19 protein-coding genes are annotated in these 24,444 nt (G+C 64.8%); 8 read left to right on the top strand and 11 right to left on the bottom strand.

What is annotated here, in order from left to right:
* Window positions 1–45: 45 nt before the first annotated feature.
* Window positions 46–783 carry a Crp/Fnr family transcriptional regulator gene (locus IVB54_RS22260; protein ID WP_018459103.1) on the top strand — a complete coding sequence of 246 codons (738 nt, stop codon included), beginning with the start codon at window positions 46–48 and terminating at the stop codon, window positions 781–783.
* Between the two features lie 9 nt (window positions 784–792).
* Here the strand turns inward: IVB54_RS22260 and IVB54_RS22255 are convergent, their stop codons facing one another.
* From IVB54_RS22255 to lptF, 10 genes are all read right to left on the bottom strand, one after another.
* Window positions 793–1,509, bottom strand: coding sequence for a Crp/Fnr family transcriptional regulator (locus IVB54_RS22255; protein ID WP_018459102.1), 717 nt, complete (start codon window positions 1,507–1,509; stop codon window positions 793–795).
* A gap of 361 nt (window positions 1,510–1,870) precedes the next feature.
* Window positions 1,871–2,107, bottom strand: coding sequence for a hypothetical protein (locus IVB54_RS22250; RefSeq protein ID WP_247776446.1), 237 nt, complete (start codon window positions 2,105–2,107; stop codon window positions 1,871–1,873).
* A gap of 71 nt (window positions 2,108–2,178) precedes the next feature.
* Window positions 2,179–2,340 (bottom strand): Flp family type IVb pilin, encoded by a 162-nt coding sequence (locus tag IVB54_RS22245; protein ID WP_018459100.1) that lies wholly within the window; start codon window positions 2,338–2,340, stop codon window positions 2,179–2,181.
* 90 nt (window positions 2,341–2,430) lie between these two features.
* Complete coding sequence (locus tag IVB54_RS22240) at window positions 2,431–3,489, bottom strand: alcohol dehydrogenase (protein WP_247776445.1); 1,059 nt, start codon at window positions 3,487–3,489, stop codon at window positions 2,431–2,433.
* Between the two features lie 16 nt (window positions 3,490–3,505).
* The gene (rsmA, locus tag IVB54_RS22235) at window positions 3,506–4,366 is read right to left on the bottom strand and encodes a 16S rRNA (adenine(1518)-N(6)/adenine(1519)-N(6))-dimethyltransferase RsmA (RefSeq protein ID WP_018459098.1); all 861 of its coding nucleotides are present in this window, start codon (window positions 4,364–4,366) and stop codon (window positions 3,506–3,508) included.
* On the bottom strand, window positions 4,363–5,379 hold the full coding sequence (gene pdxA / locus IVB54_RS22230; protein WP_018459097.1) for a 4-hydroxythreonine-4-phosphate dehydrogenase PdxA: 1,017 nt from the start codon (window positions 5,377–5,379) through the stop codon (window positions 4,363–4,365). Before pdxA ends, rsmA begins: the two co-directional genes overlap by 4 nt.
* The gene (locus IVB54_RS22225; RefSeq protein WP_026233734.1) at window positions 5,379–6,305 is read right to left on the bottom strand and encodes a SurA N- domain family protein; all 927 of its coding nucleotides are present in this window, start codon (window positions 6,303–6,305) and stop codon (window positions 5,379–5,381) included. Before IVB54_RS22225 ends, pdxA begins: the two co-directional genes overlap by 1 nt.
* A gap of 69 nt (window positions 6,306–6,374) precedes the next feature.
* On the bottom strand, window positions 6,375–8,864 hold the full coding sequence (locus IVB54_RS22220; RefSeq protein ID WP_026233733.1) for an LPS-assembly protein LptD: 2,490 nt from the start codon (window positions 8,862–8,864) through the stop codon (window positions 6,375–6,377).
* Window positions 8,864–9,961, bottom strand: a complete 1,098-nt coding sequence (gene lptG, locus IVB54_RS22215; RefSeq protein ID WP_018459094.1) for an LPS export ABC transporter permease LptG — start codon at window positions 9,959–9,961, stop codon at window positions 8,864–8,866. The genes IVB54_RS22220 and lptG overlap by 1 nt, the downstream gene beginning before the upstream one ends.
* Complete coding sequence (lptF, locus tag IVB54_RS22210; RefSeq protein ID WP_018459093.1) at window positions 9,958–11,127, bottom strand: LPS export ABC transporter permease LptF; 1,170 nt, start codon at window positions 11,125–11,127, stop codon at window positions 9,958–9,960. Before lptF ends, lptG begins: the two co-directional genes overlap by 4 nt.
* Before the next feature lie 339 nt (window positions 11,128–11,466).
* On the opposite strand from lptF, the gene IVB54_RS22205 reads away from it, so the two are divergent.
* The 7 genes from IVB54_RS22205 (at window position 11,467) to IVB54_RS22175 (ending at window position 22,356) form a co-directional block, all read left to right on the top strand.
* Window positions 11,467–12,966 (top strand): leucyl aminopeptidase, encoded by a 1,500-nt coding sequence (locus tag IVB54_RS22205; RefSeq protein ID WP_018459092.1) that lies wholly within the window; start codon window positions 11,467–11,469, stop codon window positions 12,964–12,966.
* Window positions 12,967–12,972: 6 nt separating this feature from the next.
* Window positions 12,973–13,425: a DNA polymerase III subunit chi gene (locus tag IVB54_RS22200; protein WP_018459091.1), complete on the top strand. Its 453-nt coding sequence runs from the start codon at window positions 12,973–12,975 to the stop codon at window positions 13,423–13,425.
* Window positions 13,426–13,591: 166 nt separating this feature from the next.
* The gene (locus IVB54_RS22195) at window positions 13,592–14,083 is read left to right on the top strand and encodes a hypothetical protein (RefSeq protein WP_018459090.1); all 492 of its coding nucleotides are present in this window, start codon (window positions 13,592–13,594) and stop codon (window positions 14,081–14,083) included.
* 440 nt (window positions 14,084–14,523) lie between these two features.
* On the top strand, window positions 14,524–17,370 hold the full coding sequence (locus IVB54_RS22190) for a calcium-binding protein (protein WP_247297469.1): 2,847 nt from the start codon (window positions 14,524–14,526) through the stop codon (window positions 17,368–17,370).
* A gap of 280 nt (window positions 17,371–17,650) precedes the next feature.
* Window positions 17,651–19,783, top strand: coding sequence for a type I secretion system permease/ATPase (locus IVB54_RS22185; RefSeq protein ID WP_018459087.1), 2,133 nt, complete (start codon window positions 17,651–17,653; stop codon window positions 19,781–19,783).
* The gene (locus IVB54_RS22180) at window positions 19,770–21,224 is read left to right on the top strand and encodes an HlyD family type I secretion periplasmic adaptor subunit (RefSeq protein ID WP_026233732.1); all 1,455 of its coding nucleotides are present in this window, start codon (window positions 19,770–19,772) and stop codon (window positions 21,222–21,224) included. The genes IVB54_RS22185 and IVB54_RS22180 overlap by 14 nt, the downstream gene beginning before the upstream one ends.
* A 166-nt stretch (window positions 21,225–21,390) precedes the next feature.
* Window positions 21,391–22,356, top strand: a complete 966-nt coding sequence (locus IVB54_RS22175; RefSeq protein ID WP_018459085.1) for a tripartite tricarboxylate transporter substrate-binding protein — start codon at window positions 21,391–21,393, stop codon at window positions 22,354–22,356.
* A 155-nt stretch (window positions 22,357–22,511) separates the two neighbouring features.
* Here IVB54_RS22175 and IVB54_RS22170 read toward each other — a convergent pair whose 3' ends face one another.
* Complete coding sequence (locus IVB54_RS22170) at window positions 22,512–24,374, bottom strand: ABC-F family ATP-binding cassette domain-containing protein (RefSeq protein WP_018459084.1); 1,863 nt, start codon at window positions 24,372–24,374, stop codon at window positions 22,512–22,514.
* Window positions 24,375–24,444: the final 70 nt, after the last annotated feature.

The following is a 24,444-nucleotide window of genomic DNA, read 5'->3' as shown; positions in this document are numbered from 1 at the left end:
CAGATGTATCATTTGATCGAACCGGCAGGATTTTTGGCGGGACCTATGGAAAAAGCGCATGACGTGCTGATCCGGAACTTGGGCGAGCACACCGCACTCGCCCAGGAGGATGTCGCCGAAATTCGCGGGCTGACCTTTGTGCAGCGCGAGTTCGCGCCGAACGAGGATTTCATCCGTCAGGGCGACGAACCCGAGCATTCGGCGCTGGTCGTCTCCGGCATGATCGCGCGCTACCATTTGCTCGACAGCGGCCGGCGGCAATACCTCGCGTTCCATCTGTCCGGCGACCTGCCGGACTCCCAGGGCTTGTTCATCGACCAGATGGACCATGGCCTCTGCGCCCTCGGGCCTGCCTCGGTGGCCTTCATCCCGCATCGCGAATTGTTCATTGCGTTCCGGCGACGGCCGACCTTCGCACTGTCGGTTTGGCGCGAGACCCTGCTCGATGCCGCGATCTTTCGCGAGGCCATCACCAACAACAGCGCCCGGCCGATGCACGCGCGCATGGCACACCTGTTCTGCGAGCTGTTCTACCGCGCCCGCGCAGCGCAGCTCGTCCGCGGCAATCGCTGCCGCCTGCCGCTCAGCCTGGCGCAGCTCGGCGAGACCTTGGGTATGGCGATCGCGACGGTGAACCGGACGCTCGCCGACCTCAGGCGGAGCGGGACCATGGACATGCACGACGGCGAGCTCATCGTCATGAAATGGCGCGAATTGCAGCGGCTCGGAGGCTTCAGTCCGACCTATCTGCACTTGAAGCGCCAATCGCCGCCGCATGCGTGAGACCTAAAGCTAACCGTCCGCGGCCGTGCGTCCCATCACCTCGTCAAAGTGCTTCTTCACCCAGTCGTTGCAGGAGCAGGCTCTGGCTTCGAGCGCCGGCGCATCTAGGATCAGGATGGCGCCGCGGCGTGTCGCGAGGATCCGCCTGGCCTTGAACATCTGGATGACGCGGCTGGCATAGCTGCGGGACACGCCGAGCATGCCGGCCAGCTGCTCATGGGTGAGGGGGATCTCGGGGCCGCCGACGTGCTCCTGCGCGGAGATGATCCACTTGGCGGCGCGCTGCTCGATCGAATGCGCGGCATTGCAGGCCGCGGTCTGGAGCAGCTGCGCGAACTGGCAGTCGGCGTAGCGAGAGAAGATTTGCAGAAGCGTGGCCGACCTCTGCTGGGCCTGCTCGAGCACGCGCGGCGGCAGCCGCAGCAGGGTGCCGCCCAGCTTCACGACGATGCGCGAATAGGCCAGCGAGGCGCTGCGGCCGGCGGCAATGCCCACCGCGCCCTCGCGCCCGACCAGCAGGCTTTCGACCTCGCGATCGTCCTCGACCGGCACGGCGAACGACACGAGCGTGGAGCGGCAGGGAAAATGGACCGCCGCCACCTCGTCGCCGGCATGATAAAGGATGTGGCCCGCCTCGAGTTCGACCGGCTGGAGGTGCGGCGCGAGCAGTTCGAAATCCGGGCGGCTGAGCTGCTGGAGAAGATCGTTCTGGGGCCGACCGGTCACATGTCTTGCTCTGGCCGGGAATCGGCACCGGCCAGAACCCTACGTTTCCGTGACGGAGCCGACGGTTCCAAAGTGCACACAAGGCGTTTTTCAGCCGTTGAAAAATGGCCTCCGGCTTGCGGAATTCCAGAAAGTTTTGGCGAGGCATGGGACGAGGCAATGGCGCAGCCGAACCCAGCGGCCTTCAACATTGCGAGCTCTGTGCAGGAGTGCACACAGCAGGGGCGCGGCTCCAGCGTAGCGCGCTCGTCGCGGAGCGCCGCAGCCCGTGCGCTCTGCCCGACGGACCGCCGGCCTATACCTCAACGCCGCCGGGCCGGCGGGCCCGAGGGCGGCCGGGATGTTCATCACCCGAAGTTCGTCACCCGAAGCGTGCTTCGCAATCGTGCGCGGGCCGGCCTTTTTCCGCGTGGGCGCGATAGGCATCGATCGCCCTGTTGGCGAGCATCAGTTGCCGGCGCTCGCCGGTCCTGAGCTGGGCCTCAATGGCGTCGAGCAGGACGTTCGCCGTCTCGTCCGGGGAGCCGAGCTCTCTGCTCTGCTCCAGGAAACTCCAGGCGATGAAGAATGCGTTCTCGACGGTGCAGCGAATGGACATGGCTGCCAACGCGGCGCGGCCGTTGCCGTTCCGCGGGACAGACGAATGCTTTGAATTGGCGCGCGTGCCCGCTACTTCAGCGAGCTGCCGATCGAGGTGAACTTCTTGTTCAGCGTCGCGCCGAGATTGTTGACGACGGCGATGATCGCAAGCGCAATGCCAGCGGCGATCAGGCCGTACTCGATCGCTGTGGCGCCGGACTCGTCGGCGAGGAAGCGGCGGATCGTCTGCATGGTTGCCAGAAATCCAAAAAGAGAGCTGGCGAGGACCGTATTCTGCAGAGAGCGGGTTCCCCAATTTGGAACACGGGTCTGCGTCAGTTTCTAGTTCTTGAGCACGATGCGGCCGACGACCTCGCCGGCGCGAAGCTCGTCGATCCATGTTTGGACGTCAGCCATCGGCTCCTCGCGCATCGGCGTCGGCTTGATCTTGCCGGCGCGGGCGAGCGCCATCAGCTCGTGAGCCTCGGTGAGTGTGCCGACCATGAAGCCCTCGATGGTCATGCGCTTGTAGACCCATTGCACCATCGGCAACGTGAACTGGCCCCCCATCAGGCCGGAGACCACGATCTTGCCGCCGCGCGCGGCGACGGCGACCGCGAAAGCCATGGACTTCTCGTTGCCCGCGAAGTCGACGATCTCGTCGAAGCCGCCATCGGTTTCCTTGAGGATGCGCTTGACCACGTCGGGCTCGGCCGGATCGTAGGCCACCGCCGCGCCGTTCTTCAGCGCGGTTTCGCGCGCGGCACCGCTGAGGTCGGCGACCGTGATCGGCTGCTTGAACATGGCCGCCGCGAAGGAAAGGCCCATCATGCCGACACCGCCGAGGCCGATCAGCAGGAGGTTGCGCTGGCGCGGCCGGTCGACCAGGCGCTTGAGCGCGCCGTAGGCGGTGACGCCGGAGCACATCAGCGTCGCGGCCTGGTTGACGGGCAGGGGATCGTAGTCGAGCAGATATTTCGCGTCGGGCACCAGCACGTGGGTGGCGAAGCCGCCGTCGATGGAGACGCCGAGAAAGCGCTGTCTGGCGCAGAGATTCTCGTCGCCATTGGCGCAGTCGCGACACTGGCCGCAACCGATCCACGGAAACACCGCCTTCTTGCTGCCGACGAGACCGGCGAATACCTCGGGGCCGACTTCGTCGACCACGCCCGCGATCTCGTGGCCGAGCGTGAAGGGCAGCGTCATGCCGCGCGTGGTGTCGAGCTTCTTGCCGCCGCCGAGATCGGCGTAGCCGTCCTGGATGTGCAGATCGGAGTGGCAGAGGCCGCAACGCTCGATCCGCACCAGCACCTCTCGACCTTGCGGCTTCGGCGTCTCGACGATGGTCTCGCACAGCGGCGCATCGAACTTGACGAGGGACTGCCGACGCATCAACGCCATATTTCTTCCTCCGAAATTATCTCTCTGTTTCGCTGCGTATATTGGCCAATTCACGGGCCATGGCAACAAAGCCGGAAATCGGAACGGTCTCCGCGCGCCGCGTCGCATCGACGCCGGCAGCTGCGGCGAGCCGCGCGGGATCGGCGCCGAGCGCCTTCAGGCTTTGCCGCAGCATCTTGCGGCGCTGGCCGAAGGCGGCGGCCGCGACCTGTTCGAGCAGCTTGCGATCGCAGGCGAGAGGCGTTTCGCGCGGGATCAGTCGCACAACGGAAGACGTAACCTTCGGCGGCGGCACGAAGGCGGACGGCGCGATGTCGAACAGGATCTTGGTCTCGCAGCGCCAATTGGCGAGCACGCCGAGTCGGCCGAAGGCCTCTTCGTCCTCGCGCGCCACGATGCGCTCGCCGACCTCGCGCTGGAACATCAGGACCATCATTTCGTACCAGGGCGGCCAGGGTTCGGTGGTGAGCCAGCCGACGAGGAGGTGGGTCGCGATGTTGTAGGGCAGGTTGGCGACGATTTTTGCTCTTTCGCCTGATAGCAGCGGGCGCGGGTCGAAGGTCATGGCGTCGCCATGGACGATCTCGAGTCGGCCGGGATAGCGCGCAGCAATATCCTGCAAGGCAGGGATCGCGCGCTCGTCATGCTCGATGGCGATGACGCGTCTGGCGCCGAGCGCGAGCAGGGCGCGCGTCAGCCCGCCCGGGCCGGGGCCGATCTCGATGATGGTGGAATCCTCGAGTGGAGCCGCCGCACGCGCGATGCGCGCGGTGAGATTGAGGTCGAGGAGGAAGTTCTGGCCGAGCGATTTGCGCGCCGACAAGGCGTGCTGGCGAATGACCTCGCGAAGCGGCGGGAGGTCATCGATCGTGCTCATCGGGTTTTCGCAGCCGCCATCCGGCTCGCAAGCCTCAACGCAGCGATCAGGCTTGCCGGATTGGCCTTGCCGGTGCCGGCGATGTCGAAGGCGGTGCCGTGGTCGGGCGAGGTGCGGATGAAGGGCAGTCCGAGCGTGACGTTGACCGCGTCATCGAAGGCCACAGTCTTGATCGGGATCAGCGCCTGGTCGTGGTACATGCAGACGGCGCAGTCATAGCTGTTTCGCGCGGCTTCGTGGAACATGGTGTCGGCGGGGAGCGGTCCCTTCGCCTCGATACCGTCGCCCCGCAACGTCTTGATCGCCGGCGCGATCACGGTCTGCTCCTCGTGGCCGAGCGAGCCGTCCTCGCCCGCGTGCGGATTGAGGCCGGAAATCGCGATGCGCGGATTCGCGATGCCGAAGCGGGATTTGAGTTCGGTCGCGACGATGCGCACGGTCGAGACGATCAGCTCGCTGGTGAGCTGGGCCAGTGCATCGCGCAAGGAGACGTGGATGGTCACGGGCACTACGGCGAGCCGCGGCGACCACAGCATCATCACCGGCTGCGGCGTGGGGCCGTCTTCCGCGGCGAGTTCTGCGAGGAATTCGGTATGGCCGGGATGGCGGAAGCCGGCACGATAGAGCACGCTCTTGGCAATCGGATTGGTGACAACGGCGCCGGCGCGGCCCTCGCGGACATCCGTGACCGCCTGGCGGATCGAGGCGAGCGCGGCCGGCGCGCTCGATGCGTCGGGCTTGCCGGGCGCGGCGCTCGCGGGCTCGCCGGACGCAACCACGGGCAGGGCCTGGGGGAAGGCGGCCTCGGCCTCGCCGGTGGTCACCGAAGCGATCCTGACGGCAGCGCCGAGCGCCTTGGCGCGGCGGGCGATCAGCGCCTCGTCGCCGAGCAGATAGAAGGCGGGCAGGTCCAGTTCGCGGCGCTTGAGCCAGGCTGCGATGGTGATGTCGGGGCCGATGCCGGCAGGCTCTCCCAGCGTCAGGGCGAGGGGCTTGGCAGGCTGCTTGGCCATCAGCGGTTGCGATACTCGATCATCGCCGCCTTGCGGAGCTCCTCGAGATAGGTCTTCTGGGTCTTCTCGTACTTCTCCTGATACATCTTCTCGCGGACCTCGCGCTTCTTCGGCGTGTCGATCATGGTCGGCTTGCGCGAGCACAGCACCACCATCTCGATGCCTGCCTTGGTCGTCTCGGGCGCGGTCAGGTGGCCGATCGGCGTGTCGTCGAGCACCTTACGCAGCGCCTCGGGTAATTCAGCGGTGGTCTTGGTGACGACGTCGCGGATGGTGGCGTTCGGCGTGGAGCGGAACAGCGAATTGGCTTCTTCGCAGCTTCCGACGCGCGAGCGATACTGCTCGGCTTCCTTATGCCGTGTCTCCAGGAACGCCGGCGACGAGCCCCGTGGCACGATCAGCACGATCGGCTGCATCTTGTATTCGGTGCCCTCGATCTGCAGCTTGTCGCCGGTCTGGGCCTGCACGGCCTGCGCGACGTCCTTCTCGCCGACCAGCAGCTTCTCCTTGAAGCGGCCGCGCACGAGGCTGGTCCAGACCATCTCGGCCTTCATGCGGCTCTTCAGGGTTTCGGGGCGGACGCCCTTGACCTCGAGCGACTTGGTGAGCTGGTCCGGCGAGATGCGCATGCGCTGCGCCATGCCCTCGTAGGACTGGTTGATGTCGGAGACGCCGGGGTCGACACCATATTTCTTGCCTTCCTTCATCTTCACCCGGTCGTCGATCAGCTCGTTGATGACGTCCTGGCGGGCCGGTGTCTTCTGCGTCGTCAGCTGGTCGAGCTTGGAGCGCTGCTCGATGTCGAAGTCGGTGATGGGATCGCCGTTGACCATCAAGACGATGTTCTGCGCACGCAACGGCGCGCCGGCCAGCAGCAGGGCGGCGAGGATGAGGAAGAGGCGGAAGACAGGCAATGGGATCGTCATATTTGTCGCTCGCATGTCAGCCGAGGTGAACCTGCGATCGGGAACACGCGGCCGGCACCTTCAAACCGTTCACTGGAGTCCGCCGCCGGAACTGCTGGTGGTCGCTGTGTTCGCCAGCGTGCGCAGGCCGATCTGGAACATGATCGCGTGGTTCAGCACGGGCGGGGTCGAGCCTGCGGAATAGCTATACGCAGTTACATAGTTCAAGCCGAGCACAAAACAATCGTCGACGTAGCCGGCACCGAGCACATACTGGTTGATCTTGTTGGCCTCAAGGTCCCAGCGCGCCGAGCCCGTGACCACCCAATTGGCCGCGAGCTTGATCGAGCCTGACGTCAGGATGCCCTCGCGGCGGGTTAGATAGCCGAGTTCCGGCTGCGCCGCGTAATTGCCGTACAGCATGCTGACTGACCAGCGGTTGAAGTTGGCGCGGCCTTCCGCCTCGAAGCGCTGCACGTTCCAGGTCTGCTCGTCCATGCGCGAGCGAACGCTGAACGTATAGGTGCTGTTGGGCGAATAGGCGGCGCTCGCCACATAGTCGGAGCGCGGCCTTTGCAGGCCGGAATCCACGCCGGTATTGATGGAGTCCTGGACCGCGAAGGAGTTCATGCCGAACAGCTGGTAGGACTGGCCGAACAGCGTCTTGATGGCTCCGCCCCTGTCGAACTGCGTGGTGGACTGCACGCCGACATTGGCGCGGCCGCCGCCCTCGACACGGTCGTAGCCTGAGAACTTGTCGACGCTGAACAGGTTCGAGGCGTCGAACACCATGCTCTGCGCGTCCTCGTTGGGGAGCTTGCCGGCATAGGTCTCGTTCGGCCGGATGATGATCTGCGCGATCGGCTCGATGGTGGTCGAACCCCAGGGCTGAACGTTGATGAAGGGGTAGCGGTATTCGAGGCCCACGGTCGGCATCAGGCGGAGCGCCTGGGTATCGCCGACGGGCAAATAGTTCGACACGCCCGGCTGGTTGGAGACCGAGGAGTTGATCGCGTCGGCGCGGAGAATGGCGAACGGCGTCCAGATTTCACCGAACGGATCGGTGAAGGACTTGCGCCACTGCGCTTCCGCCGTCAGGCGGGTGTAGGTACCCGGGAAGCCGCGCAGCAGGCACTGCGACGGCGTACGCGCGAGCGGATCGGCCGACACCGTCGTGCACAGGCTGTTGGTGTTGGCGAGCGTCGTGATCGGATCGAACACCGCGGTGTCACGCGACAGGTTCACGAAATTGGTCTTGTAGCTGAACTCGCCGCCGAAGACTGGATAGTTCAGCACGTTCGAGTAGTCGATCACGGGGTAGACGACCGGCACCTGGTTCTGGTTGCCCGAGTAACTCAGCCAGTACATCGTGCGCGCGTCGAAGAAGCTGCGATTGCCGACACCGGTCAGGTAAAGCTGCGAGAGTGCATCCGTCGGCAGATACAGGAACGAGCCCAGCGGATCGCGATATTGCGACAACCGATAGTCCGAGAAGAAATAATAGTCGGACATCAGGACACCGTCCCAACCCCAGACCCATTTGTCGTTCAGCGCGAACTGACCCTTGGTGTCGACGGCGCCGCGGAACTGCTTGTCGCCGGGCTGGCCAGCGAGCGCGCTCCGATCGAGCTGGTCGATGCCGTAGACGCGGATCTGATAGGCGCCGTCCATCAGGCGCTGGCGAAATTCGGCCTGGAACAGCACGCCCTGCCTGGACGTGATGCGCGGGTTGAAGGTGGCGTCCATGTCGGGCGCGATCGCCCAGTAGAACGGAACCTCGACGCCGTAGCCGAACGGCGTATTCGACGTGAAGCCCGGCATCAGGAAGCCGGTCTTGCGCTTCACGGTCGGGTCGGGCGTCGAGAAATAGGGCATATAGGCGATCGGCACGCCGAAGAATTCGAGCTGCGCCGTCTCGAAATACAGCATCTTCTCCTGCTGGTCGTGGATGATGCGCGCACCCTTGACCTGCCAGAGCGGCGGCTTCTTCGGATCGTCCTTGCACGGCGCGCAGGCCGTGTAGACGCCGTTCTCGAACACCGTGTAGTTGCCGCTGGAGCGATCGGAGCGGCTCGCCGCCATGCGGGTCTGGTCGGCCGTATCAACGCGCAGCGAATCGACGAAGCCGTCACGGTAGTCGTCGGACAGGTCCAGGATCTCGGCATAGGTGATCTTGCCGTCGGCATCCGTCATACGGATGTTGCCTTCGGCATGGAGCCGCTTGGTCTTCTGGTCGTAGATGACCTTGTCGGCCTCGACGCTGGTGCCGTTGTAGAACAGCTGGACGTTACCGACCGCGGAGACGCGCGAATTGTTGTAGTCGTAATCGACCTCGGTCGCCTGAACCAGCATCTGGTTGTCGTTGACGGCCTTCGGCGGCTTCGCACGCGGCGGCAGCGGATTGTAGGTGAAGCTCTGGGCGGATGCCGGCGTCACGGCGGCAACGTCCATCACGCCACCGAGCGATGCCACGGCGGCGACAGCAAGCAGGAATCTGCGAATGGACAAGCCACACCCGTTCGCGCGCACCAATGTGCGCCGCGTCAAACGAGACACGGGCCCTCGGTGGACGGCCGTCACTATCCGTCCTCCTGATACAGCAAGGCCAAAAAGCCGGTGAGGCCGCCCACCACCACGGGCAACCACGCCGCAGCGATCGGATGCATCAACTCAGCCTTGCTCAAATCTTCAGTCACTTTCGACAGAACGTAGAGCAGAAAGCCTGCGCCCACGCCACTCAAAACCATCTTCTGCACGCCGCCCATCCGGAAGAAGCGCAACGACACGGAGGCCGCGAGCATCACCATGGCTGCAAGCAAAAACGGCTGTGCCAGAAGCTTCTGATACTGGAGTCGGTATCCGGCTGTCGCGAAGCCCGAGCTTTCGGATGAGCGGATGTAGCTCGGTAGTTGCCAAAAGGACACAGTCTCGGGTGTGGAAAAGCTGTTGCGGACCTGGGCCTCGGTCAGCGTGGTCGGAATCTCCAGGCTGGCCTGATCGACCGGCGGCGAATCCAGCGAGAAGCGGCGGACGCCCTTGAACAGCCAACGGCCGGCCTCGAGCGTCGCCTCGCGCGCCTCGACCCGTTCCTTGAAGTGCTGCTCTGTGTCAAACCGGAACAGCGTGAGTCCGGTGAGCCGGATACCCTGCTGCTCGCTGCGCGCCGCATTGATGATCGTCTCGCCGTCGCTGGTCTTCTGGTTGAGCCAGAAGCCGGAGGCGTCCTGAATGCCGCCGCCGGGCGCCGAGCCGAACAGCTCGGCTTCCATGCGCTTGGACAGCTCGCGCAGATTGGCCGACATCGGATTGTAGGCGACGGTGGCGATCACGCCGATCAGGAGCGCGCTGCCGAGCGCCGGCGAGATGAATTGCCATGCGGAGACGCCGGCGGCGCGCGCGACGACGAGCTCGAGCCGGCGGGAGAGGGCGAGATAGCAGGTCATGGCGCCGATCAGCATGCAGAACGGCGTCAGCTTCTCCAAAAGCTGCGGCACGCGGAACAGCGAGGTCTCGGCCACCATGACTGCGGAGGCGGATGCGAGCCCTGAGGTCTTGCGCACCATCTCGATGTAATCGACCAGCACCAGCAGCAGGAAAATGCCGGCGAACACGCCGAGCGCCGCGACCACGAAACGGCCGGCGAAATAGCGCCCGAGTGTGTTGGTGAGCATGCTCATGCGGTGGCCGGCCGTCCGAACAGCCGCGCAATGCGCGCGTTCGACCTGTTGATGGCCTCCATGAGGCGCGGCGGCGGTTCGACCACAAGGCCGCCAATGATGATCGCCAGCCCGACGCCGATGGCACCAATGACCATGGCATATTGGACCAGCACCGCGCCCGGCGATTTCACCGCCATCACCGAGCAGGCGAAGCCGGCCATGCGCAGGCCGAACACGGCGAGGATCGAGGAGCCGATCGAGAAATTGCGGCTCTGGCGCGTGGTGCGAGGCGCACCCAGAAACGCGAAGGTCAGCACGGCAAAGGCGAAGGGATAGATCGGCGCCAGCAGGCTGTCATGCAGGGCCGAGCGGAACTGGCCGGGAATCTGCTTGTAGACGGGATCGTCCTCGGACGGCGAGAGCAACTCCCAGAGATAACGCTCGCGGATGCCGAGGGTGACGTCGCGGCCCTGGCCCGAGAACTTGGACATGTCGAAGCCGTAGCGGCCGAACGCCACCAGCGCGGGATCGCGCTTGCCGGCCTCGAAGCGTTGGAGATTGCCGGTCTCCAGCACCAGGAACGATCCGGTCTCGTTCTTCACGACTTCGCCGTGCTCGGCGACGATCGAGACCCGCTCGTTCGGATCGCGGCGGTCGTCGATGAAGATGCCGGCGAGGATGCCGCCGGGCTGGCGTTCGCGAATCCGGATCGTCAGGTTCTTGTCGAGCTGGGCGAAGCGGCCGGGCTGCAGGATGTTGGTGAGCACGTCTGCGGTGATCTCGGCGTCCCACTGCTTGATCCGCCGCATGCCGTCGGGAGCGAGATAGGCCGCGATGAAGGCGACCAGCAGCGCCACCACGCAGGTGGCGTAGAAGAACGGATAGAACAGCCGGAATGGCGAGAAGCCGGCGGCATTCATCACGATGATCTCGGAATCGGTCGCGAGCTTGTTCAGCGTATGCGAGATCGCGATCATCAGCGCGATCGGCGAGATGATCAGGACCAGCGCGGGCACGACGAGGCTGGTGATCCCGAGGAAGGTCAGGATGGTCTGACCCTGGCTCGTCATCAGGTCGATGCCGCGCAACGCTTGCGTAATCCAGATCACGCCCGTGAGGCTGACCAGGACCAGCGCAAACGACGCGAGCGTCGTGCGGAAGATATACCTATCGATTGACCCCATGCGCTACCGCACGAATCCCACCAAGTCCCCAATGCCGGCCGGAATTCCGCCTGTCCAACCAATCCCCGCAAGAGGATCCCCAAGGTCGGCCAACCATCTCATCCGCCGGCTTACTCTCTCAGTACCATCCCTTTGATCCGTCAACAAAATGGCTGCCCCGTGGCACCCTCAATATATGGTTAATATTTCCCTCGTTGTGGCCCCTCGGCCACGGGGGGTGCTTGGCATCTGCCGGGCCGGTGGCCCATAGTGCGGCACGCTCAGTGAATCGCCGTTCAGCTCCGGCCCGTGGCCGGGACCGCCGATCGGTAAAAAGCGCAATGTTTTAAGGAGTTACTCATGTCCGATGCCATCAAGGTCGGCTTCGTTCCATTGTCTGCCGCCGCCCGTGGCATCATGGTCGTGTTCTGCGACGACAGCCTGAAGCTCGGCCCGGCGACCGCCAAGGCGCTCGGCGGGGCCACCGAACTCGTGAAGCGGGCGGCCACCGCCGCCGCCTTCAAGGGCAAAAGCGGCGCTGCGCTCGACATCCTTGCGCCCGAAGGCGTGAAGGCCACCCGCCTGATCGTGATCGGTGCCGGCAAGGCGGCCGGCCTGAAGGCGAACGACTTCCTCAAATTCGGCGGCGTGGCGGCGAGCAAGCTTCCGGCCGGGGCGGCGGCCATGACCATCATGGCGGAACTTCCAGGCGGCGCCATGACCAGCGAGCAGGCGGTCGCGATCGCCTCGGGCCTGCGGCTGCGCACCTACAAGTTCGACCGCTACAAGACCAGGAAGAAGGATGGCGAGGAGGGCGGCACGCGCGCCGACGTCTCGTTTGCGGTCGGCGACGTGGTCGCCGCGAAGAAGGCGTTTACATCGGCGGCTGCGATCGTGGACGGCGTGATCATTGCGCGCGACCTCGTCAACGAGCCGCCGAACGTGCTTTTTCCCGAGGAGTTCGCGCGCCGCGCAGGCCTGCTCCGCAAGCTCGGCGTCAAGATCGAGGTCCTCGACGTCAAGGCCATGGACAAGCTCGGCATGGGCGCTCTGCTCGGCGTCGGCCAGGGCTCGGCGCGGCCGAGCCGCACCGTGATCATGCGTTGGGACGGCGGCAAGAAAGGTGAGGCGCCGGTTGCCTTCGTCGGCAAGGGCGTCTGCTTCGACACCGGCGGCATTTCGATCAAGCCGGCCGGCAGCATGGAGGACATGAAGGGCGACATGGGAGGGGCTGCCTGCGTCGTCGGCCTGATGCATGCGCTCGCGGCACGCAAGGCCAAGGTCAACGTCGTCGGCGCCATCGGCCTCGTCGAGAACATGCCGGACGGCAACGCGCAGCGCCCAGGCGACATCGTCACCTCGATGTCGGGCCAGACCATCGAGATCATCAACACCGACGCGGAAGGCCGCCTGGTGCTTGCCGATGTGCTCTGGTACGTCGCCAAGAAAACCAAGCCGAAATTCATGGTGGATCTCGCGACGTTGACCGGCGCCATCGTGGTCGCGCTCGGCACCGAGCATGCCGGCATGTTCTCCAACAATGACGAGCTTGCCGAGCGGCTGCTGGCGGCCGGCATCGAGAGCGGCGAGAAGGTCTGGCGCCTGCCGCTTGGCCCCGAATACGACAAGCTGATCGATTCCCAGTTCGCCGACATGAAGAACACCGGCGGCCGCCATGGCGGCTCGATCACCGCGGCACAGTTCCTCCAGCGCTTCGTGGACGGCACGCCCTGGGCGCATCTAGACATCGCTGGGACCGCCATGGGCGCGCCGAAGACCGACATCAATCAGAGCTGGGGAAGCGGTTACGGAGTTCGCTTGCTCGACCGTCTGGTCGCCGACCATTACGAGCGCAAATGACCCGAGATGACTGAAGTCCTTTTCTACCATCTGCAAAACATGACGGTGGAGAACGTGTTGCCGCCGCTTCTCGAGAAATCGCTCGAGCGCGGCTGGCGCGTCGTGGTGCAGTCGAATTCGCCGGAGCGCGCCGATGCGCTCGACGCTCATTTGTGGACCTATCGCGACGATTCCTTCCTGCCGCACGCGACATGGCGGGTGAGCGACGCCGCCGATCAGCCGATCGTGCTGGCGGTCGAGGAGGACAATCCGAACGGTGCCAATGTCCGCTTCCTCGTCGACAACGCCGCGGTGCCGCAGGACGCGCAGGCCTATGAGCGCATGGTGCTGCTGTTCGACGGCGACGATCCGGACGCGCTTGCGTTCGCCCGCAGCGCCTGGACGGATTGCAAGGCGCGGGGATTTGATGTCACTTATTGGCAGGCTGACGAGCGGGGCCGGTGGCAGAAGCGGAATTAGCGGTCGCTCGCAATTAATGATAATTTGCACTTTTCGGGTGATGATGGCTTTTGTCACCTTCGTGCCGCAAAGTGATGTTGCTACAATTGCTTAGGGCCGATCCTTCACTCGGGGATTTTAGTTTATCGTGCGACATCAAAAGCTTCCCAGCTCGCTCATAATTGCGTTGGCGGCCGTAGCCCCGCTGGTTGCGGGCTGTTCGGGCGGGACCGATCTGTTGTCCAGGGATGCCCAGTGGTTCAACACGCCCAGCCGCCTGTTCATCAAAAGCATCTCGATTGAGTCGCCGCCGCTGACCCCCGACAAGCCGGTTGGGGCCGAGGATCTGGTCAGCGCCGACGGGGCTTGTGCCGGCATGGCGCCGCCGCCCGGGCCGGCTGATGCGAATGCGTCGACGACCGCGCCGGCTCCCATGGGCGGCACCGTCGCGCTCGGCCACACCGAATGCGATGTGGTGCGCGGCATCGGCGCGCCCTCGAGCGTCAACCTCTCCGGTGATGCCGCCGGCAGGCGCGTTGCGGTCGTGACCTGGACGACCGGTCCGCGCGCTGGCATCTATACCTTCACGGCCGGTCGCCTGTCCTCGATCGAGGGCACGCCGGAGGCGCCGGTCATGCCGAAGGCGACCAAGCCGAAGCCGAAGAAGAAGTCGGCGTAACACGGGTCGACCTTTTGGCCTGAAGCTGGTTGCGGCTGTCGATGCGATCAGCCGCGCACTCCTATCCCCATCATCAAGCGGCTTTGCATTCCTTGATCGCGGTGGCCGAGGCGTGAACCGTGATCTCTCCCGTTCGCGCTCGCCGGCGATCTTGTTCGCGAGTTTCGACATCGCGGATGCCGACCTTCGCCCAAAGTGCCTTCATTGCCTCGAGCTGCGTTCTTCCGCGCGCGTTGAAAATCACGGGGGCGTTACGCGTGATCCGTGATCAGGCGGTTCGTGATGAGCAAGCCTTCGCATCCGCTGTCGGAAACTGCCCCGAAGCAAAACTGGAGGAAATCTCCAGAATAATCACGCGCGTCTCAAGCAACGGTTCAAGAATGTCATGTGCGCGAATGCTACGCGTCGAAGGGAGGGGCTAGGTCGGAAGGATCATTTGGATGTCCATTACCTCTGTGTTTTCCCCGGTTACGGGGCAACTCATCATTTTCGGCGACAGCGCGAATAACGGCCTCGTGATAAGTCGCGACAAGTCCGGCCGCATCCTGGTTGATAACGGGCACGTGAAAACGGTTGGTGGCGAACCCACGGTCGACAACACCACCGCGATCGACATCTTCGGTCAAGGCGGTGACGACACGATCACCGTCGACGAATGCCACGGACCGATGCCGGCGGTGCACATCTTCGGCGGCGACGGCAATGACAGGATCACGGGCGGCTCGGGAGCCGACCTCCTGTTTGGTCAGGCCGGCAACGATTTGATCAAGGGCGGCGGCGGCAACGATCTGCTGTTCGGCGGAGCGGGTAACGACGTCCTGGACGGCGGCAGCGGCGACAACCAGCTGTTCGGCGAGGCCGGCGACGACGTCATGATCTGGAATCCCGGCGGCGGCACCAACCTGTTCGAAGGTGGTGAGGGCAACGATACGGCTCAGGTCAACGGAAACAACGCCGCCGAGACGTTCACGATCACGGCGAACGGCACCCGCGTGCGGCTCGACGGGACGGGCGCGGCGCCGTTTTCGCTCGACATCGGCACGACTGAAAATCTCGTCTTGCACAGCGGCGGCGGCGACGATGTCATCACCGCGGGCAATGGGCTCGGCAGCCTGATCTCGCTGACGCTCGATGGCGGCGCCGGCAACGACCGGATCATCGGCGGCGACGGCAACGACCTCATCATCGGCGGCAGCGGCGACGACATCGTCAATGGCGGACGCGGCAACGACGTCGCCCAGCTCGGGAGTGGCGACGACACTTTCATCTGGAATCCCGGTGACGGCAGCGACACGGTCGAGGGCGGCTCGGGCAGCGACAAGCTGCTTTTCAATGGCGCCAACATCAACGAGACCATCAACATCTCGGCCAATGGCGGCCGGGTGCGCTTCACCCGCGATGTCGCCAACATCACGATGGATCTCAACAGCGTCGAGCAGATCGAATTCGATGCGCGTGGCGGCGCCGACAACATCACCGTCGGCGACCTCACCCGGACCGGCGTCAAGCAGGTGCTGGTTGATCTCGGAGCCGTTCCGGGAGGGACGCAAGGCGACGGCGCTGCTGATACGGTGACCGTCAACGGCAGCAACGGCAATCAGCACATCGAGGTCACAGCCGCGGGCACAACGGTCACGGTCACGGGGCTGCCGGAGGTCGTGACGATCGCAAATGCAGAGGCCGGCAACGACCGGCTGGTCGTGCAGGCGCTCGGCGGCAACGACGTGATCGATGCATCCACGCTCGGCGCGGCGATCGGGCTGACCATCGACGGCGGTGCGGGCAACGACACCATCACCGGCAGCCAGGGAGCCGACACCCTGATCGGCGGCGACGGCAACGACAAGGTCATCGGCGGCCGCGGCAATGACGTCGCGCTTCTCGGCGCAGGCGACGACATCTTCACGTGGAATCCCGGTGACGGCAGCGACACTGTCGAAGGCGGCACGGGAACCGATACGCTGGTGTTCAACGGCGCCAATGTGGCCGAGACCATGTCGATCTCGGCGAACGGAAGCCGTGCGCTACTCACCCGTGACGTCGGTGCTATCGTCATGGACCTCGTTGGCGTCGAGCACGTGCAGATCGCGGCGGCAGGCGGCGCCGACAACATCACCGTCAACGATCTGACCGGGACAGGAATCACGCAGGTTGCCATCGACCTCAGTGCCGGCCCCGGCGGCCAGAGCGGCGATGGCGCTGCGGACCGCGTGACCGTGAACGGCACGATCGGTGACGACAACATATCGGTCGTGACCTCCGGCGGATCGATCGTGGTCAACGGCCTCGCTGCGCAGGTGATGGTTGCGCACGCGGACACCGGTGACGTGCTCGGCATCAACGGCGGACAAGGCAATGACGTCATCAACGCCTCTACCATCAAGGCGGGACAGTCGTTCAGCCTCAACATCAACGGCGGCGACGGCAATGACACCATCACCGGCAGCGCCGGCAATGACATCGTGAACGGCGGACGCGGCAACGATTTCGCCAATCTCGGCGCGGGCGACGACACCTTCGTCTGGAATCCCGGCGACGGCAGCGACACCGTCGAAGGCGGGAAGGGCTCCGACACGCTGGCATTCAACGGCGCCAATATCAGCGAGACCATCAACATCTCGGCCAATGGCGGTCGGGTGCTGTTCACGCGGGATGTCGCCGCCATTGCGATGGACCTGAACGGGGTCGAACATGTCGACTTCAATGCTCTCGGCGGTGCCGACAACATTACCGTCGGTGACCTCTCCGGCACCGGCGTCAGCCAGGTCGACCTCGATCTCGGCGCCAATGACGGCGCCGCTGATACCGTGACCATCAACGCAACCGGCGGCAACGACGTCATCACGGTGACCGAGCACGACGGCATCATCACGGTGTCGGGGCTTGGCCAGGACATCAACATCACCGATGCCGGCGCGGGCGACAGGATCGTCATCAACGGTCTCGATGGCGACGACGTCATCACGGCTTCCGGCTTGCACGGCGGCATCCAGCTCGTTGCCAATGGCGGCAACGGCGACGACGTGCTGATCGGCAGCCCCGCCAACGACACGCTGGCAGGTGGTGCCGGTGATGACGTGCTGATCGGCGGCGGGGGCCTCGACATTCTGGACGGCGGCACCGGCAACAACGTCGTCATCCAGGGCGGAGCGTTCGCGGCCGCGATGCTGCTCAACCAGGCCATGGCGGCCAGCTTCGTCCCGGCAGGTGAGGGGAACGGCGAGATGCCGCTGCCCGATCCGCACGCGACGCAGAGCCAGGTGCTCGCACCGCCGCAGCACGCCTGACAGTAAGGCCTGATGGGAAGAGCCTCACTAGCGCTCCGACGGAGGTGCGTTCCCTCCCCCCCTTGCGGGGGAGGGTTAGGGAGAGGGGTAGCCCAGGAAAAGGTGCCGATGGTTGAGATGCAGTGTTAGCGGCCGAACGTCGGAAAGAATCCCCGTGGGGCACCGCCCTCCCGGTCCCTCCTCCACAAGGGGGGAGGGACCGGATAGAGCGCGGCTGCTGGCCAAGCTCGATTCGACTTCACGCCATTGCGTTCTCGCTGAATCGGCCCGGAGAACGCGCATGATGACGAATGCGGTCTCCACCGACACGGGGCTCGATGCGTTGCTCACGCTGCTGCATCTGCAGGGTGTTGCGGCCGATCGCGAGCAGCTCAGGCACCGGCTGGGCGCGGCAAGCTTCGGCGTAGCGGATATCGTCCGCTGCGCCAGGTCTCTCGGACTTAAAGCGCGAACCTATCGAACGCAGTGGAGCCGGCTGTCGGACACCCCGCTGCCTGCGATCGCAATGCTGCGGGACGGCGGCTTCATGGTCATCGCAAAGGCCTCCGCCGACAAGGTGCTGGTGCAGTCCCCGGAGGCACAGCGCCCGGTGCTGATGGATCGCGACGAGCTGAGCGCGATCTGGGACGGCGGCTTGATCCTGATGGTCCGGCGCGCCGGCCTGTCCGACCTCGGGCGGCACTTCGATATCACCTGGTTCATCGGCGCGATCGGCAAATACCGGCGGCTGCTGGGCGAGGTGCTGGCGGCTTCGTTCTTCCTCCAGCTTTTTGCGCTGGTCTCGCCGCTGTTCTTCCAGGTCGTCATCGACAAGGTGCTGGTGCACCGCTCACTGTCCACGCTCGACGTTCTCGTCATCGGCCTCGTCGTCGTCTCCCTGTTCGACACCGTGCTTGGGATCCTACGCAATTACTTGTTTGCGCACACGACCAACCGCATCGATGTCGAGCTCGGGGCACGGCTGTTCCATCATCTGCTGGCGCTGCCGATGGCCTGGTTTCAGGCCAGGCGCGTCGGAGATTCCGTGGCCCGGGTCCGCGAGCTCGAGAACATCCGCAATTTCATCACCAGCTCGTCACTGACGCTTCTCATCGACCTGGTCTTCACCTCGGTGTTCCTGGCCGTGATGTTCGCCTATTCGGCGCAGATGAGCTTCATCGTGCTGGCATCGTTCCCGTTCTACATCGCGATCTCGGCCGTGGCGACGCCGCTGTTTCGCCGCAGGCTGGACGAGAAATTCCGCCGCGGCGCGGAGAACCAGGCCTTCCTGGTCGAGAGCGTCAGCGGCATCGAAACGCTGAAGGCGATGGCGGTCGAGCCGCAGATGCAGCGCCGCTGGGAAGAGCAGCTCGCCGGCTATGTCTCCGCGAGCTTCGGTGTCACCAGCCTCGGCAACACGGCAAGCCAGCTCGTGCAGCTCGTCAGCAAGGTCGTCACTGCCGCCATTCTCTATGTCGGCGCCAGGCTGGTGATCGGTGACGCATTGACGGTCGGCGAGCTCGTGGCCTTCAACATCTTCGCGGGGCGGGTGTCGGCCCCGGTGCTGCGGCTCGCGCAAGTCTGGCAGGATTTTCATCAGGCGCGGCTGTCGATCGCGCGGCTCGGCGACATCCTCAACAGCGCGGCGGAGCCGGCTTACTCCGCCGCCCGCGCGGGGCTGCCGCCGATCCGGGGCAACATCCGCTTCGAGCACGTGTCTTTCCGCTACCGGCCCGATGGGCCGGAGATCCTGCACGATGTCTCGTTCGATATTCCAGCCGGACAAACCGTCGGCATCGTCGGATCGTCCGGCTCGGGCAAAAGCACCTTCGCCAAGCTGGTGCAGCGGCTCTACGTTCCGCAAGGCGGCCGCGTGCTGGTCGACGGAATGGATCTGATGACGACCGACCCGGCCGGGCTCCGTCGGCAGATCGGAATCGTGCTCCAGGACAACATGCTGTTCAATCGGTCGGTGCGCGACAACGTCGCCCTGGCCGATCCGAGCCTGCCGGTGGACCGCATCATCGATGCGGCGAAGCTGGCGGGCGCGCATGACTTCATTCTGGAGCTCCCCGAGGGCTACGATACGGTGGTCGGCGAGCGCGGCTCGACGCTCTCGGGCGGGCAGCGCCAGCGCATTGCGATTGCCCGCGCACTGGTGGGCAATCCCCGGATCCTGATCTTCGACGAAGCCACCAGCGCGCTCGACTATGAAAGCGAGCGGATCATCCATGACAACATGAAGGAGATCGCGAAAGGCCGTACCGTCCTGATCATCGCGCACCGTCTGTCCACCGTCCGCGGCGCCGATCGCATCTTCACCCTGGAACGCGGCCGTCTGGTCGAGGACGGCACGCATGATGCGCTGATCAAGACCGGCGGCCGCTACGCCGCCCTGCATCGTCTCCAGGGAGGCATTTATGAGGTCGGCTAGCACTGTGCCGGCGGCTCGGCCGGAGCAGACCGTGATCCCGTTCCGGAATGGAAAGGGCCGGCGCGCCGAGGAAGTCGCCTTCCTGCCGGCGGCGCTGGAAATCACGGAGACACCGCCATCGCCGATCGGCCGCGCCATCGCCCTGGCCCTGATGCTGCTTGTCTGCGCGGCGCTGGCCTGGTCGGCCTGGGGCACGATCGACATCGTGGCCTCCGCAACCGGCAAGGTCGTGTCGAGCGGGCGAAGCAAGGTTGTCCAGCCGTTCGAGACCGGCGTAGTGCGCGCCATTCACGTGCAGGACGGGCAATCGGTCAAATCGGGCGACCTGCTGATCGAGCTCGATCCGACGGTGAACGCCGCAGAGCGCGATCGTCTGCACGACGATCTCATGGCCGAACGGCTCAACGTCGCGCGCCTCCGCGCCGCATTGGCGGGCGGCGAAGGGGTATCCGCTGATCTCGTCGTACCAGAGGATGCCGATCCCATGCTGGTTGCGACGCAACGGCAGCTCCTCGCCAATCAGGTCAGCGAGAACAGGGCCAAGCTCGCGGCGCTGGCACGTCAGGAAGCGCAGAAGGAGGCCGAACATCAGACGATTGCGGCGACGATTCACAAGCTTGATGCGTTGCTGCCGATCACCCAGCAGCGTGTCGAGATCCGCAAGACGCTGATGGAGAAGGAGATCGGCTCGAAGCTGACCTACTATGAGACCCTCCAGCTCCAGATCGAGCAGCAGGAGGAGCTTCGCGTCCAGAGCAGCCGCTTGAAGGAGGCCGAGGCGGCCGTCGCCGCGATCCGGGAGACCCGCATCCAAGCCCTGGCCGAGTACAGGAAGAGTCTCTCCGACGAGCTGGCTAAGAGCGAACAGAAAGCCAATGGCGTCGCACGCGATCTGATCAAGGCGCAGCAGAGGACGAGGCTTCAGCAACTGACGTCGCCGGTCGACGGCGTCGTGCAGCAGCTTGCGGTCCACACCGTGGGCGGCGTGGTCACGCCCGCGCAGTCGCTGCTGGTAATCGTGCCGACCGATACGCGGCTCGAGATCGAGGCGATGATCTCCAATCGCGATATCGGATTTGTCGAGGCCGGGCAGGGTGCTGCCATCAAAATCGACACTTTCAATTTCACCCGCTACGGGCTTCTCGCAGGCCAGGTCGTGAGCGTCTCGCAGGACGCCATCATCCGCGACCGGCCGCAGGAGCGCGGGAGCGACCGTCCGCTCGCGACACAACGCGACAGCAGCGAGCCCAGCGGGCAGGAGTTGAGCTACAGCGCCCGCATCTCGCTCGATCGCACCCAGATGCAGGTGGACGACCGCCTCGTCAGCCTGTCGCCGGGAATGGCGGTGACCGTCGAGATCAGGACCGGTTCGCGCACCATCCTGAGCTACCTGCTATCGCCGCTGCAGCGCTACCGGCACGAGATCATGCGCGAGCGCTAGTTCCCGCATGATGCCGACGAAGCTTCGCGAGACGCGCTGAGAACCAATCGGGCTTTTCGGCAGCTACACCATGCCGCGGGCGCGCCACTCCTGATGAAGTCATTTTGGTGTGGCCCCGCAGCCCGGAATGCGTACATAGGAGCAAGCAAAAAATTTGGAGGAAAGCATGCGGCTCATTGCCCTCGTATCGGCTCTGGTCCTGCCGTTTGGCGCGGCGCTCGCCCAGGACTATCCGATCAGGCCCGTCACCATGCTGGTGCCGTTCGCCGCCGGCGGACCTACGGACACGATTGCTCGCCTGACCGCGGCCGGCATGGCGAAATCGCTTGGCCAACAGATCGTCGTCGAGAACGCGCCTGGCGCCGGTGGTACCATCGCCACGACCCGCGCATCGCGAGCCCAGCCCGACGGATACACGCTGCTGATCCATCATGTCGGCCTCTCGACGGCCGCCACACTGTACCGCAACCTCAGCTATGACACGAAGACGGCCTTTGCGCCGATCGGGCTTGTGACCAATGCGCCGATGACCATCATCGCGCGTCCGGATTTTCCGGCCGACACGCTGAAGGAATTGGTCGCCTACGCCCAACAGCAGGGCGACAAGTTGACCTATGCCAATGCCGGACTCGGCGCGGCGTCGCATCTCTGCGGCATGCTGTTCATGACAGCGATCCAGAAGCAGCTCACCGCGGTGCCCTACAAGGGCAACGGCCCCATCATGAACGACCTTCTCGGCCGGCAGATCGATCTTACCTGCGACCAGGCGACGAATACCACCGGCCCGATCATGTCGAAGCAGGTCAAGGCCTATGCGATCACCACCAAGGAGCGGCTGAAGAGCCTGCCCGATCTGCCGACGGCCGACGAGGCCGGTCTCAAAGGGTTCGAACTTGGCGTCTGGCACGGCATCTATGCCCCCAAGGGCACACCGCCGGCGGTCGTTCAGAAGCTGACCGCGGCGCTCCAGTCCGCCCTTAGGGATTCCACGCTGATCGCCCGGTTCAACGACATCAATACCGAGCCGGTCCCGCAGGAGAAGGCGACGCCGGAGGCGCTGGCCGCGATGCTAGCGAGCGAAGTCGACCGATGGGCTCCGATGATCAAGGCAGCCGGCCAATTCGCGGACTGAGCCATTCCTGCTCAATTCGTCCCGACATCGCTGCGTGAGCGGGCTAAGTCACCACGGTAAAGAACCATTCAATAGCCAATCACCGGGTAGCAAAATACCGGTACTGTGCATGGGGTTGTTTTTGCGATTTTGATGTCGGGCCGGTCGCGGAGGCGTCAGCCCGCCGCCTCGTCGAACTGCGTGCTCGCCTCTAGCCACTGCTCCTCGGCGCGCGCCAGCGCGTCGGCCGCATTGGCACGTGCCTTCGACAGTTGCGCGGCTTGCTTGGGGTCGCGGGTGAAGATGTCGGGCAGGGCCAGCGCAGTGTCGATCTTGCTGATGATCGCGCTGACGCGGGCGATCTCGGTCTCAGCTTCCGCGATACGTTTCTTCAGCGAGCCGCGATTGTCCGATCTCGGACGCTGCGGCTTCTCGCTCGGCGCGTTGCGCTCTCGCGGGGCGGGCTCGCCATTGCGCGCGGACAGCACCAGGCGGCGATATTCGTCGAGGTCTCCGTCGTAATTAGTCACGGTGCGGTCGGCGACGATCCAGAGTTGATCGGCGCAGGACTCGATCAGATAGCGATCATGCGAAACCATGATGACGGCGCCGGGGAATTCGTTGATGGCTTCCGCAAGCGCGGCGCGGCTGTCGATGTCGAGATGGTTGGTCGGCTCGTCCAGGATGATCATGTTGGGGCCGAAGAAGGTCGCCAGTCCCAGCAGGAGCCGCGCCTTCTCGCCGCCCGACAATTTTCCGACCTTGGTATCGGCCGCCTTGCCGGAAAAGCCGATCGCACCAGCGCGGGCGCGTACTTTGGCTTCCGGCGCCTCGCCCATCAGCTTGCGGACGTGGTCGTAGGTCGAGGCATCCTCGTTCAATTCGTCGAGCTGGTGCTGGGCGAAATAGGCAATCGAGAGCTTGTCGGCGCGGGTCACCTTGCCCGAGAACGGCGCGAGGCGGCCGGCGAGCAGCTTCACGAGAGTCGACTTGCCGTTGCCATTTGAGCCGAGCAGCGCGATGCGGTCGTCATTATCGACGCGCAAGGTGACGCGGTTCAGCACGGGCGTGGTCGGATCGTAGCCGACCACGACGTTGTCGGCGGCGATGATCGGCGGCGACAGGATTTTCTCGGGCGCGGGAAAGCTGATCTCGCGTACGTCCTGGGTGACCAGCGCCGTGATCGGCTTCAGCCGCTCCAGCATTTTCACACGGGACTGCGCCTGGCGGGCTTTCGAGGCCTTGGCCTTGAAACGGTCGACGAAGGCTTGCAGGCGGGCGCGTTCGGCTTCCTGGCGCTTGACCGCTTTGGCATCGAGCATCTCGCGCATGGCGCGCTGCTCCTCGAAGGAGGAGTAGGTGCCCTTGTAAAGGGTGAGCTTGCTGCGATCCAGATGCAGGATCTGGTCGACCGAGCTTTCCAGCAGATCGCGATCATGGCTGATCACGATAACGGTGCGCGGATAATGCGCGAGGTGATCCTCGAGCCACAGCGTGCCTTCGAGGTCGAGATAGTTGGTGGGCTCGTCGAGCAGCAACAGGTCGGGAGCCGCAAACAGCGTTGCGGCGAGCGCAACGCGCATGCGCCAGCCGCCGGAGAATTCGGCGCAGGGGCGGAGCTGGTCGGCGGCGGAGAAGCCGAGACCGGAAAGGATGGCTGCGGCGCGGCTCGGCGCCGAATGCGCGTCGATGTCGACCAGCCGGGTCTGGATCTCGGCGATCTGGTGCGGGTCGGTCGCGCTCTCGGCCTCGGTGAGCAGTGCGTCGCGTTCCAGGTCGGCCTTGAGCACGACCGAGATCAGGCTCTCGGGGCCGTTCGGCGCTTCCTGCGCCAGGCTGCCGACGCGCCAGCGGGGCGGCAGGCTCACCGTGCCGTGCTCGGCGGCGAGCTCGCCGCGGATCACCTTGAACAGGGTCGATTTGCCGGTGCCGTTGCGACCGACCATGCCCACGCGGGATCCGGGCGTGATCTGCACGGAACTCTGGTCAATCAGAAGGCGTCCGGCGAGGCGGATGGAGAGGTCGGTGATGGAGAGCATGCGGCCTTGTCACCGCACCCGCGATCAAACGCAACCCGTTTTTCTGTGTTTGCAAGCCGGTGCTTGTCAA

This window comes from Bradyrhizobium sp. CW1 (assembly GCF_023100665.1).
In the GTDB taxonomy this organism is placed as follows: domain Bacteria; phylum Pseudomonadota; class Alphaproteobacteria; order Rhizobiales; family Xanthobacteraceae; genus Bradyrhizobium; species Bradyrhizobium canariense_D.
The sequence above is the reverse complement of the archived record's forward strand: the minus strand, read 5'-3'. Positions and strand labels throughout refer to the sequence as shown.